Genomic DNA, 12,956 nt, shown 5'->3' with positions numbered 1-12,956 from the left:
AGCGCATCAAAGGAATTTTTTCGATCGTTCTACCAGGCGTATCATTTCGATGTAATCTTTGATTTTCTCGACGCCTTCCCGAGAGAGATTTTGCTTCAGATCGTCGAAGTAGAAATAGGCTGCGGCGCGTTTTGTGCTGCGGCCGACGATATCATCCAGCGAAACCTGGTAGAAATCGGCTATTTTAATGAGCGTGTCCAGATCGGGCTCGCGTTTGTCCAGCTCGTATTGGCTGTAGGCCTGAACACTTTTATGAATATGGGAAGCGATGTCTTTCTGTGTCAGCTGCCGCTCTTCCCGTAGCCGCTTTAAATTTTCTCCTAACAATAACAGCTCCTTCTAGTTTTCCGCGCCCACAACGAAAACTTTTCGTAATTTTATTTTCCATTAACAACATTTTCTATACTCCCACACAATTTTAATGATTTAATTCCCACTCAGTTATTTTAATATAAATTATCTGTTATAAGGGAAAAATCAACATATTGAATATATTATTAAACAAAATGAGGTTGAAAGAAATACTCAAATTGTTTATAATAGATATAGAGATACACTTTATGAGTATGAGGGGCAGGCCCGGCTCTGATTCAGGACAACCGGCAAAAAGGCCCTGAAAAGTGCCTGTGTTATTGGTATCACCCGGGCCCACAATCCCGGCTGATATATTGAAAGAGAGAAGACCCACGCGCTTCTCTCTTTTTTCATGGGATCGGAGCTGAGATGAAAAAGATAAAAATTTGTAATAACTTCCCGGGACGATACGTGATACAATAAAAGAAAGTCGTTTTCCGGGCTTTTTTGCGAATGGCGCGGGAAGCGGAGCCGTACGCGGCGCAGTATGCCACAGGATAGAAAAAGGGGGATTCGGGAAGAGAAGATGGAGCAGAAACAAAAGAGGAAGCGGCTCAATGCGAGGACGAGGAGATGGATCGCGGCTGCGGCCGCGCTGGCAGTGCTTTTGACACTGGCGCTGGCCCTGCCTACGTCGGCTGAGAGCACGGATGTGAAGATTGAACTGGACGGCAAGGTGCTTACCTGGGACGCCTCCCAATACGGAGCGGCGTTTATCGATAAGAACAGCCGCACGCAGGTTCCGCTGAACGCGGTCATGACGGCTTTCGGAGCCGAAGTGGGCTGGGACGGCGGCGCGCGGACAGCAGTCGTGGAGAAGGACGACATCAGAGTGGAAGTTCCCATCGGGGAAAAATACATATTGAAGGACGGCGAAAAAATAGAAAACGATACCACGGCGGTCATCATCAAGCAGAGGACCTATCTGCCCATCGCCGCAGTGCTCAAGTGTTTTGGCGCATATGTGGGCTGGGACGGCGGTACGCGGACCGTCATCGTCAGAAGCGACGGCTCGGAGCCGGAGACGCCTTCGGATCAGAGCGGCGGAAGCGCCGGAAGCGCCGGAGCATCCGACGAGATGCGGGCCATGTGGATCTCTTATCTGGAGTTTTCCAAGATGCCAAAGGGAGAAGCCGCCTTTAAAAAAGCGGTGGACGACATGTTTGACGGCTGCGTGAAATACGGAATGAACGCGGTCATCGTGCAGGTGCGGGCGGACAGCGACGCCATGTATCCATCCGACTATTTCCCGTGGTCTAAATTCGCTTCGGGAACCCAGGGAACTGATCCGGGCTACGACCCGCTGGACTACATGGTGAAAGCGGCGCACTCCAGAAATCTGGAATTCCACGCGTGGGTAAATCCCTATCGCGTCACCGGCTATCTCATGCCCTGGAGCGAAGTCTCTGCGGACAATCCCGCCAAGCGCTGGCTCAGCGACAGCGATCCGTCCAACGACCGCTGGGTGCTGAAGCACAAGGATTTCTATTATTTCAATCCTTCTGTGCCGGAGGTTCGGGAACTGGTGATCGACGGTGTGAAAGAGATCGTCGAAAATTACGACGTGGACGGCGTCCACTTCGACGATTATTTCTACCCCAGTCTGAGCAATACGGACCAGAGTCTGTGGTTTGACAAGCCGGAATACGACGCGTCCGGTTCCTCCATGGGGATCGCCGACTGGAGAAGGGACAACGTGAACAAGCTGGTAAAGGGCGTTTACGACGCGGTGAAGGCTCAGGACAGATCAATGGTCTTCGGGATCAGCCCGGCGGGCAATGTGGACAATCTCAGAAGCAGCACCAGCTACTTTGTGGATATCGACACCTGGACGGCCAATGAGGGTTACATAGACTATATTATGCCTCAGCTGTACTGGGGATTCGAGAGAAAGACATCCGCCGGAGAACTGGCGCCTTACGCTTACGAGAACAATCTGAGCACCTGGATCGATCTGACGAACAGGGGAAGCGTAAAGCTTTACGTGGGTCTGAATGTGGACAACGCGGGGAAGAACGTCAGCGACAACAACGCCACCTCCGAGTGGCTGCGCTACAGCGATATTCTTGCCAGACAGGTGGAGGCCGGCCGCCGGACCGGAAAAGTCGAGGGATACGCCTTTTTCCGCTACGATATTTTCGGAGCCGACGCCGCAAAGAAGGAAGTGGACAATCTGATCAAGGTCTTGAAATAAAGCATTGCAAAAACAGAGCAGAGACAGCATGCCGCCAGACATGCCGTCTCTGTTTTTTTGATGATATAGGAGAGATCGTCCGTCGATCGTTCCGTATGCTTCAAAAAAGTTCACCTTGTGTAAGTGAGCCCGCAGGGCGAATAAATTTTCGCAGCCACCTTTTTATAACAAGGGAAATAGCATCCATAAATACGGCATTTCACATAAAAATACCGAAAACGATCCAGACTAGATAAAACTGCATGCGGCAGCAGAACGCGAAGGCCGCCGCTGCGGCATAGGGTACAGGAGGAACAGATGGATAGAAACAGGGCGGGAAAATGCACGCGCATACCGCGGCACATCGGCGTGATCCCCGACGGGAACCGCAGGTGGGCGGTGAGCAGGGGCATGGAGAAAAAAGACGGGTACGAGTTCGGGATCGAGCCGGGATTTCAGCTGTATGAGCTGTGCAGGAAGCTGGGCGTGGAGGAACTGACGCTCTACGGTTTTACCATAGACAACACCAGAAGGCCCGCAGCGCAGCGGGAGGCCTTCAGCAAAGCCTGTGTGGAGGCGGTGGAAGAACTGAGCCGCCGGGACGCCCAGCTTTTGGTGGTGGGGGATGAGAAATCCGTGGATTTTCCTAAGGAGCTGGTCCCGCTTCGGGTCCGGCAGCGTCTGGGTCAGGGGGGCATGAAGGTGAATTTCCTGGTGAATTACGGCTGGGAGTGGGATCTGGGGTATCCGGGAGGTCCGGCATCCAAAGACATTTCCCGCATCGATCTGCTGATCCGGTGGGGAGGCCGCCGGCGGCTCAGCGGATTCCTGCCGGTCCAGTCAGTTTACGCCGACATCTGCGTGCTGGACGAACTGTGGCCTGACTTTGAGGAAGATCAGTTTTACCGGGCCCTCAGATGGTATCAGGATCAGGATATTACACTGGGGGGCTGAACCAGAAAGCTGGAGACTGGACCAGAAGGCCGGGGGGCTGAACCAGAAGGCTGGAGACTGGCCCAGAAGGCTGGGGGGCTGAACCAGAAGACTGGAGGCTGGACCGGGAGACCGCGCGGAAGGATGGATCGGAAGGACGTGAACTTCCGGCTTCAAATCGGCGGAAATGCCGTAAAATTTCTTGACTTTGTGCGCATATCAGGTACAATAGAGGTTAGTTATCAAAACTGAATGATTCGCGCTGACCGGGAGGAGTAGTCCTTTACACGGCAAAAGAGAGGAACGCCCACAGGCTGAAAGGCGTCCGCCGTCCATGCTGGATGAAGGTTGCCCGCGAGCGATCTTGAAAATGAGGGCCCGTGAGTCCGGCTGCGGCCGGGCGCGGAGGCGGCCTGCAGGCTGCTGACGGCGCGCGGCGAATGCGCAGGCGAACGGGAATAAAGGTGGTACCGCGGAGAGATCCGTCCTTTAGAGCTCAGGCTCCAAAGGACGGTTTTTTGTTTTACAGGAATTCGTTCTGAAAGGCGGCTTTTACTGACGCTGGGAGCGAAACAACGGAAACGATAAGTGAAACAGAGGAAAACGGAAAGGAAAGAGACATATGGAAAAAAATTTGGCAAAGACATACAGCCCCAAGGAGTTTGAAGACCGCATCTATCAGGCATGGGAGAAGAGCGGAGCCTTCCATGCGGAGAGAGACCGCTCTAAGAAACCTTTTACCATCGTCATGCCGCCGCCGAATATCACCGGACAGCTGCACATGGGCCACGCGCTGGACCAGACGCTGCAGGATGTGCTCACCAGATGGAAACGGATGCAGGGCTACAGCGCGCTGTGGCTGCCGGGAACGGATCACGCCAGCATTGCCACAGAGGTGAAGGTGGTGGAAAAGATCCGGGAGGAGGAAGGCAAGACCAAGGAAGATCTGGGCAGAGAAGAATTTCTGAAGAGGGCCTGGGACTGGAAAAAAGAGTACGGCGGCCGGATCAATCAGCAGATACGAAAGCTGGGAAGTTCCTGCGACTGGGAGCGGGAACGGTTCACTATGGACGAGGGCTGCAACAGGGCGGTGGTGGAGCATTTCATCCGCCTGTATGAAAAGGGACTGATCTATAAGGGAAGCCGCATTATCAACTGGTGTCCTGTCTGCGGCACGTCGCTGTCGGACGCGGAGGTAGAGCACGAGGACAAAAACGGGAAGTACTGGTATTTCCGCTATCCGGCGGCGGATGGAGGCGAAGGGATCGTAGTGGCCACATCCCGTCCGGAAACCATGTTCGGCGACGTAGCCATCGCCGTTCACCCTGACGACGAACGCTACAGGGATCTGGTGGGCAAGACCGTGGTCCTGCCTCTGGTGGGAAGAGAGATCCCGGTGATCGCGGACCCCTATCCCGATCCGGAAAAGGGAACGGGAGCGGTAAAGATCACGCCGGCCCATGATCCCAACGATTTTGAGGTGGGCGAGCGCCACGGCCTGGAGCAGATCTGCTGCATCGCCGAGGACGCCACCATGAATGAGCAGGCGGGCAAATACGCCGGCATGGACCGCTATGCCTGCAGAAAAGTCTGGATCGCCGATCTGGAAGCGGCGGGCTATCTGGTCAAGACTGAGGAAAAGGTGATCCCGGTGGGCGAATGCTACCGCTGCCACAACGTCATCGAGCCTATGGTCTCCGATCAGTGGTTCGTGGCCATGGAAAAGCTGGCGGGACCCGCCATCGAGGCGGCGAAGAAGAAGGATCTGATCCACGTGCCCGACCGCTTTGAAAAGGTCTATCTGCACTGGCTGGAGGAGATCCGCGACTGGTGCATTTCGAGACAGCTTTGGTGGGGGCACCGGATCCCTGCGTATTACTGTGAGGAGTGCGGGGAGATCACGGTAGCCAGAGAGACGCCGGAGAAGTGTTCGAAGTGCGGCTGCACCCGCTTCCATCAGGACGAGGACGTGCTGGACACCTGGTTCAGCTCCGCTCTGTGGCCCTTCTCCACTCTGGGCTGGCCGGAGAAGACCGAAGATCTGGAGTACTTCTATCCCACGGACGTGCTGGTGACGGGCTACGACATCATCTTCTTCTGGGTGGTGCGCATGGTGTTCTCAGGGATTGAGGAGATGGGGGAGGTCCCCTTCAAATACGTGTATGTTCACGGTCTGGTCCGCGACGCGGAGGGCCGCAAGATGAGCAAATCCCTGGGCAACGGCATCGATCCGCTGGAGGTCATCGATCAGTACGGTGCGGACGCCCTGCGCTTTATGCTGTTATCCGGCATCACCCCCGGAAACGATATGCGTTTCAAGATGGATAAGCTGGAATCGTCGAGAAACTTTGCCAACAAGCTGTGGAACGCATCCCGCTTCGTCATCATGAACCTGCAGGACGAGGACGGAAACTTCCGTCCCATGGCGGGAGACGACGGGGGGATCTCCGCGCTGGATCTGAAGCAGGAGGACAAGTGGATCCTGGCAAAGATCAACGGCGCGGTGGCGGAGATCACGGCCAACATGGATAAATTCGAGCTGTCTCTGGCGGCGCAGAAGGTATACGAACTCATCTGGAACGAGTACTGCGACTGGTACATTGAGCTGGTAAAAGCCCGGCTGTACGGCGAAGACGAGGAAGATAAGAAGGTGGCCCGCCGGGTACTGGTGCGGGCGCTGAAGGATATGCTGAAACTGCTGCACCCCTTTATGCCGTTTATCACGGAGGAGATCTGGAGCTATCTGCCCGGGGAGAACGGCGGGGAATCCTTCCTCATGAAGGCGAGCTGGCCGGTATCAGACCCCGCCCTGGACTTTGAGGAGGAGGTCGCCGCCGTGGAACTGGCTATGGACGCCATCCGCAGCATCAGAAATATCCGGGCCGAGGCGGACGCCGCGCCGTCCAGAAAGCTGCACGCAGTCATTCTGACCTCCGGAAAAGAACTGGCGCGCATGGAGAAGGGTATCGATTACCTGAAAAACCTGGCTAATATCCAGGAAGTCACATTCATTGAGAGCAAGGATCAGGTGCCGGAGGAGGTCATGTCCGCGGTGATGAACAACGTGGAGATCTACGTGCCTCTGGACGACCTGCTGGATTATAAGGCGGAATATGAGCGCCTGAAGAAGGAAAAAGAGCGGCTCGCCGGCGAGGTGAAGAGGACACAGGGCAAACTGGCCAACGAAAACTTTGTGGCCAAGGCTCCCGAGAAAGTCATCGCCGCGGAGCGCGAAAAGCTGGCTAAATACGAAGATATGCTGGCCAAGGTAGAAGCGCGCCTGCCGCTGGTGGAAAAGAAGCTGGGCTGATCTATGACATACGAAGAAGCATTGGAAGAGATCCACGGACTCTATCGGTTCGGCAGCAAGCTGGGACTTTCCCGCATGAGCCGCCTGATGGAACTTCTGGGAAATATTCAGGATAAGATGAACGTGATCCACGTAGCGGGAACCAACGGAAAAGGCTCCGTCTGCCGCTACGTGTACGCGGCGCTGACGGAACAGGGGTATAGAGTGGGACTTTATACCTCTCCGTTCATAGAAGTCTTCAACGAGCGTATCGAGTGCTGCGGGGAAATGATCTCCGACGAAGATCTGGCCCAGTGCACGGACACAGTCATGGGCCTTGTACGGGAGATGGTGGACAGGGGGGAAGAATCCCCCACGGAGTTCGAGGTGGTGACGGCCATCGCCTTCGTATACTTTCAGCGCAGAAACGTGGATTATGTGGTGCTGGAGGTGGGACTGGGCGGACGGGGAGACTCCACCAACGTGGTGAGACGTCCCGTGGTTTCCGTCATCACGTCCATATCCTTCGACCACATGGAATATCTGGGAGATACGCTGCCGGAGATCGCCGGGGAGAAAGCGGGGATCATAAAGGACGGCTGTCCCGTCGTATACTGCATCAAGGACAGGGAGGCGGCGGAGACGGTGCGAAGCCGCGCGGCTGAGCAAAACTGCGCCGTCTACGACGTGCTGGGCACCGTGGAGAAGGCCTGCGTGCGCCCGGCGGATCATCTGGTACGGCAGACAGAGGGTTACGGATTCGACACCGCCGTGCTGGGGGAGGAATACCCCGGCGTCCGTCTGGCCATGGCGGGCAGCCATCAGGTGGAAAACGCCTGCTGCGCGCTGACTGTGATTGAAGTGCTGAAAAAGGGGAATAAATTAGAGATAGAAAAGGAAGCGGTCTACAGGGGCTTTCAAAAAGCGCGGCAGATCGGCCGGTTCGAGGTGCTGCAGCGGGATCCGTACGTCATCATAGACGGCGCGCACAACGACGACGGCGCCAGGGCGCTGGCCGCAGCCGCGGCGGAGCAGTTTGCAGGAAAGCGCATCCTGTTGATCTGCGGCATCCTGGCGGACAAAGAAGTGGACCGCATGATCGCTGAATTCGGCAGTCTGGGAGCGGATATGGCGGCCACGGAGCCGGACAATCCGCGGAGACTGCCCTCGGCGGAACTCTGCGCCCGTATCAGACAGGCCGGTTACCCCTGTGAGGACGCGGGGGATTACAGGGGCGCCATCCGCTATGGAAAAGAGCGGCTTTCGGATTATGACGCAGTCATATATGCCGGATCGCTCTACCTCGTGGGGAAAATCAGGGAGGGTTATCGCATTGAAAATGAATAAGGTTCTTCTGGTCTACAATCCCAGCGCGGGAAACGGCATGTTCAAGAGCAATCTGGATCTCATCATCGAGCGTTTTCAGGAAAAAGGAAAACTTGTGGTGGCCATCCGCGGGGCGGCGCCGGCAATGCTCGACGATGTGTTTGTCAGAGTAAAAGAGGAAGACAGCTTTGAAAAAGTCATCGCCGCGGGGGGAGACGGCACCATCAATCAGGTGGTAAACGCCATGATGAGAAACGGCGTGGACCTGCCCCTGGCCGTATTTCCCGCCGGGACGGCCAACGATTTCGCCTACTATTTCGACATCCCCCACGATATCGAGGGCATGATCGGCGTGGCGCTGGGCGATAATTATACCAGAGCCGACGTGGGCCGGGCCAACGAGAAATATTTTATCAACGTGGCGGCCATGGGCTTTCTCGTCGATGTGAGTCAGAAGACCGATCCCAACATCAAAAATACGCTGGGGGTCATCTCCTATTACCTGAAAGGCGTGACGGAGATCCCCAACCTGCGGCCCATCAGCGTCAAGGTGGAGTGCGAGGAGCTCACCGCGGAGGAGAAGATCTATTTCATGCTGGTCATGAACGGCCGTTCCGCCGGAGGCTTTAAGCGTATCGCGCCTGCGGCCGAGATCAACGACGGGCTTTTGGATGTGCTGATGTTCCGCGAAATGCCCATCATCGACCTGCCGCCTCTTCTGATCAATGTTCTGGTGGGCGACCATGCTGAGAATAAAAACGTGGTGTCCTTCCGCACGAAAAAGCTGAGGATCGAGGCCGATCAGGAGGTGGGCACCGACGTGGACGGCGAAAAGGGACCGGATCTGCCTCTGGATATCGAACTGTTTCCGGGAAGACTGCTGGTCAATACGATGTATCAAGATATGGAGGGTTCAAAATGGTAAAGATCACACCGATCACAGATCCGGCTCCGGTGATGGAGCTGTTTATGCGCAGCAATCTGGAGATCGAGGAAGATGAGTTTGAACGCCGGGTGTTCCTGAAGGGGTACAAGGCGGAAAACGAGGAGGGCGTCGTGATCGGCGGCTGCGCGCTGACAGAGGTGGACGGCCACTACATCATCAACGGCATCGCCGTCGACCCCGAATACAGAAAGACACATATTGCCTCCGACATGCTCGCCCGCTGTCTGGAGGACGCCAGACAGATGGGTGCGAAAGAGATCATACTGGTGGCCAGAGCGCCGGGATTCTTCAGAAAGAACAAGTTCATCAACGTTCCCGACGGTGAAGTGCCTGAGGGACTGTTCGACTGTCTCTCGTGCCCCCAGTATCAGAAAGAGTGCTTCCCCGAGATCATGCGGCTGCCGCTGTAGGCGGAGGGCCCGTTTTCGCAGGAGCCGCGCATCCACGGACGCGCGGCTTTTTTGTATCCATTTAAAGCATAATTCCAGAAAAAATATGGTTAACTTTTTAACAATATTCTTGTGCCTGTATGGGCATCTGTGGTAATATAGTAGCATAGTTTAAAGCCCGGCGGCGAAAAGGCCGGAAATAATCTGTAATTTTGTGCGTTGGACGCATATTATGAGGAGAGTTCGTTTGTTACAGATTAGTCAGAATGTTGTTGTATGTATATTTAGGAGGACAAAAAATGCTGGACTATCAAAAACTCTACGAGCAGAAAAAGGTGAGCGCGGAACGAGCCGTGGAGGTAGTGAAGAGCGGAGACTGGGTCGACTATGGCTGGTGCACGGGAACGCCGGTGAAGCTGGACGCAGCGCTGGCGAAGCGGATACCGGAATTGAGCGATCTGAAGTTCAGAGGCGGGATCCTGCTGTGGAAACCGGAGATATTCAACGTTGAGAACGCGGCTGACCACATGTGCTGGAACTCCTGGCATATGTCCGGGTTCGAGCGCAAGATGGTGGACCAGGGCGTGGCTTTTTACAGCCCTCTTCGGTATTCCGAACTGCCCCGCTGGTACCGCGATAACATCGAGCCAAACGACGTGGCCATGTTCCAGGTCGCGCCCATGGATGAGCACGGTTATTTCAATTTCGGCCCCAACGGATCGCATATGAAGGCGGCCTGCGAGAACTCCAAAACGATCATCGTCGAGATCAATAAGAATATGCCCCGCTGTCTGGGCGGATTTGAGGAAGGCGTTCATATCACCGACGTGGCTATGATCGTGGAAGGCGACAATCCGCCGCTGGGCCAGCTGGGAGCCGGAGGGCCCGCCACGGAGGTGGATAAGGCCGTCGCCCGTCTTATCGTGGATGAGATCCCCAACGGCGCCTGCCTGCAGCTGGGGATCGGCGGTATGCCCAATGCGGTGGGATCCCTGATCGCCGAATCCGATCTGAAGGATCTGGGCGTACATACGGAGATGTACGTGGACGCTTTTGTAGACATCGCGGCCGCGGGGAAGATCACCGGAGCGTACAAGACCATCGACAAGGGCCGTCAGGTCTTCGCCTTCGGTGCGGGCACCCAGAAGCTCTACGATTATCTCAACGAGAATCCGGCCTGCATGTCCGCTCCCGTAGACTATACAAACGACGCCCGGACTATCGCCCAGATCGATAAATTCATGTCCATCAACAACGCTGTGGACGTGGATCTGTTCGGACAGATCAGCTCCGAGACCTCAGGACTGCGCCATATTTCCGGCGCCGGCGGCCAGCTGGACTTCGTGCTGGGCGCGTACCTGTCCCGCGGCGGCAAGAGCTTTATCTGCTGCTCTTCCACCTTCAAGACGAAGGACGGCACGGTGAAGAGCCGGATCCGTCCCACGCTCACGGAAGGCTCGATCGTCACCGACACGCGGGCCAACGTGCACTATCTGGTCACCGAGCATGGCAAGGTGTGCCTGAAGGGGATGAGCACATGGCAGAGAGCGGAGGCCATCATTTCTGTGGCCGATCCGCAGTTCCGCGACGAGCTGATCGCTGAAGCGGATAAAATGAAGATCTGGAGACGGAGCAATAAGAGATAGGCCGGCCGGTCCTGTTTGAACGGGGCCCCTTTCGACTGAAACATATGAAATTTTAGAGATGCCGTATCGCGCGGCATCTCTTTTGTATTTTACGCCGCTTTTTTATTGCCTGCATATCCGGGGAGGGGGATGAATAGAATGATAGAAAGTAAGACGCATTCGGTCAGCCGGGCGTCTGACAGGAGAAAGCGAACCCACGAAAAGGAGTCAGTACAATGCGAAAGATCCGAACCATACGACAGAAATTGTCTCTGCCGCCGGTCAGGCTGTCATTCATGGCGGTGGGATTGTCTGTTTTTTTGTTTACAGCGGCGGTCTCTGCCGTCATGTTTTTTGAATTTCCGGCCGCCATCGGGGCGGAGAAGGAACTTCCGATCTATTCGGTGGAACGAAGGGATAAAGCGGTGGCGCTCACCTTCGACTGCGCCTGGGGGGATGAACACATGGAGGCCATTTTGGATACGCTGGATCAGCACGGCGCCAAGGCCACCTTTTTCGTAGTGAATTACTGGGCTGAAAAGTACCCCGATATGGTGAAAGAGCTGGCGTCCAGAGGGCACGAGATCGGAAGTCATTCCACCACCCATCCCGATCTGGCCACGCTTCCAAAGGAAACGATCCAAAAAGAGATCGGCACGGTGGAGGAAACGGTGGAAAAACTCACCGGGCGAAAGACCGCTCTGCTGCGTCCGCCCTTTGGGTCTTACAACAATACGGTGATGGACGCGGCGAACGCCATGGGGTACCAGGTGATCCAGTGGAGTCTGGACAGTCTGGACTGGAAATCGCTGACTGCGGAGCAGATCGTGGACCGGGTGACGAGAAACGTCCGTCCCGGAGCTATCGTGCTGTTTCACAACAACGCGGAGCACGCGGAGGAATATCTGCCGCTGATCTTAGATAAGCTGCAGAGCGAGGGATACGAGATCCTGCCTGTGGGTCAGCTGATCTACGCGAAAGACTATCACATGGACCGGACGGGAAGACAGATCTATGACGGGACGGAGGAACCGGAAGGTCACGGAGGAGGACTGGAGGAGCCCAGGGGGGAAGCCGGCGTCACCGGTCCGGGAGCGGTGGGTGAGAGTATGGAAAAGGATTCGGAAACAAAAGTGCGATAAGGGGGAAAATTAAGTGGAAAACGGATTTGAGACAAACAGCGCGGAACTGCTGGGGACGGTCCGCTCAGAATTGACGGAGAGCCATAAATCGTACGGCGAGACTTTCTACCATTTCATTCTGGGTATCGAGCGGAAGAGCGGCTACGTGGATGAAATACAGATCATCGTTTCGGAACGGCTGATCTGGAAAGCGGATGTGGTTCCGGGAACGAGAGTGCGGCTGCTGGGTCAGGTCCGTACCTATAATGAAATGGGAGAAGGAAAAAACAAACTGAATGTGACGGTGTTCGCCCGTGAGTTCAGCCTGTGCGGGGAGGACGAGGAGGATGAAAATAAGGTTTTTCTCTCCGGCTTTCTCTGCAAGCGCCCGGTACAGCGCATGTCGCCTCTGGGAAGAGAGATCTGCGATCTCATGCTGGCGGTGAACCGCATGTACAACAAGTCGGATTACATACCCTGTATCGCCTGGGGAAGAAACGCCGGTTATGCGGGCAGGCTGGCCGTGGGAAGCGCGCTGACCGTTACGGGGCGCATCCAGAGCCGGGAATACCGCAAGAAAGACGAGGAAGGGAATGTGACCGTCAAGGTCGCTTACGAGGTATCTGTTCTGAAGATAGAAGAGTGACGTGCGCAGGCATGTCACTTTTTTTGTGTGTACAGGTCCGGACGGCGCCCGCGAACTCTGTCGAAGATTAAAAAATTGCATTTGACGGTGTGTTATGGTATATTTTAGAGGTGTTAGTTTCGGTATTTTGTAAAGAAGTCCGCATGATTTTTCA

10 protein-coding genes are annotated in these 12,956 nt (G+C 55.5%); 9 read left to right on the top strand and 1 reads right to left on the bottom strand.

Annotation, left to right across the window (positions count from 1 at the left end; genetic code table 11):
- Positions 1-6: 6 nt before the first annotated feature.
- Entirely contained in the window at positions 7-327 is a 321-nt protein-coding gene (locus E0E37_RS16800; protein WP_246019768.1) for a helix-turn-helix domain-containing protein, read from the bottom strand.
- Between the two features lie 553 nt (positions 328-880).
- Between E0E37_RS16800 and E0E37_RS16795 the strand changes: the two genes are divergently transcribed.
- The 9 genes from E0E37_RS16795 to E0E37_RS16755 all read left to right on the top strand — a co-directional run bounded on the left by E0E37_RS16795 (position 881) and on the right by E0E37_RS16755 (position 12,802).
- The gene (locus E0E37_RS16795) at positions 881-2,548 is read left to right on the top strand and encodes a family 10 glycosylhydrolase (RefSeq protein ID WP_165445421.1); all 1,668 of its coding nucleotides are present in this window, start codon (positions 881-883) and stop codon (positions 2,546-2,548) included.
- 297 nt (positions 2,549-2,845) lie between these two features.
- On the top strand, positions 2,846-3,481 hold the full coding sequence (locus E0E37_RS16790) for an undecaprenyl diphosphate synthase family protein (protein ID WP_130864129.1): 636 nt from the start codon (positions 2,846-2,848) through the stop codon (positions 3,479-3,481).
- A 601-nt stretch (positions 3,482-4,082) separates the two neighbouring features.
- Positions 4,083-6,770 carry a valine--tRNA ligase gene (locus E0E37_RS16785; RefSeq protein WP_130864128.1) on the top strand — a complete coding sequence of 896 codons (2,688 nt, stop codon included), beginning with the start codon at positions 4,083-4,085 and terminating at the stop codon, positions 6,768-6,770.
- A 3-nt stretch (positions 6,771-6,773) separates the two neighbouring features.
- Positions 6,774-8,096, top strand: a complete 1,323-nt coding sequence (locus tag E0E37_RS16780) for a bifunctional folylpolyglutamate synthase/dihydrofolate synthase (RefSeq protein WP_130864127.1) — start codon at positions 6,774-6,776, stop codon at positions 8,094-8,096.
- Positions 8,089-9,000, top strand: a complete 912-nt coding sequence (locus E0E37_RS16775; RefSeq protein WP_246019793.1) for a YegS/Rv2252/BmrU family lipid kinase — start codon at positions 8,089-8,091, stop codon at positions 8,998-9,000. The genes E0E37_RS16780 and E0E37_RS16775 overlap by 8 nt, the downstream gene beginning before the upstream one ends.
- On the top strand, positions 8,994-9,431 hold the full coding sequence (locus E0E37_RS16770; RefSeq protein ID WP_130864125.1) for a GNAT family N-acetyltransferase: 438 nt from the start codon (positions 8,994-8,996) through the stop codon (positions 9,429-9,431). The genes E0E37_RS16775 and E0E37_RS16770 overlap by 7 nt, the downstream gene beginning before the upstream one ends.
- Positions 9,432-9,709: 278 nt before the next feature.
- The gene (locus tag E0E37_RS16765) at positions 9,710-11,056 is read left to right on the top strand and encodes a butyryl-CoA:acetate CoA-transferase (RefSeq protein ID WP_330548598.1); all 1,347 of its coding nucleotides are present in this window, start codon (positions 9,710-9,712) and stop codon (positions 11,054-11,056) included.
- A 215-nt stretch (positions 11,057-11,271) separates the two neighbouring features.
- A complete protein-coding gene (locus E0E37_RS16760) occupies positions 11,272-12,177 on the top strand; it encodes a polysaccharide deacetylase family protein (RefSeq protein ID WP_130864124.1) in 906 nt (301 codons plus the stop codon).
- Positions 12,178-12,190: 13 nt separating this feature from the next.
- On the top strand, positions 12,191-12,802 hold the full coding sequence (locus tag E0E37_RS16755) for a single-stranded DNA-binding protein (RefSeq protein ID WP_130864123.1): 612 nt from the start codon (positions 12,191-12,193) through the stop codon (positions 12,800-12,802).
- The last annotated feature ends 154 nt before the right edge of the window (positions 12,803-12,956 follow it).

Origin of the sequence: Bacilliculturomica massiliensis, assembly GCF_900605495.1 — a bacterium.
Classification (GTDB): Bacteria; Bacillota; Clostridia; order Peptostreptococcales; family Anaerovoracaceae; genus Bacilliculturomica; species Bacilliculturomica massiliensis.
The sequence above is the reverse complement of the archived record's forward strand: the minus strand, read 5'-3'. Positions and strand labels throughout refer to the sequence as shown.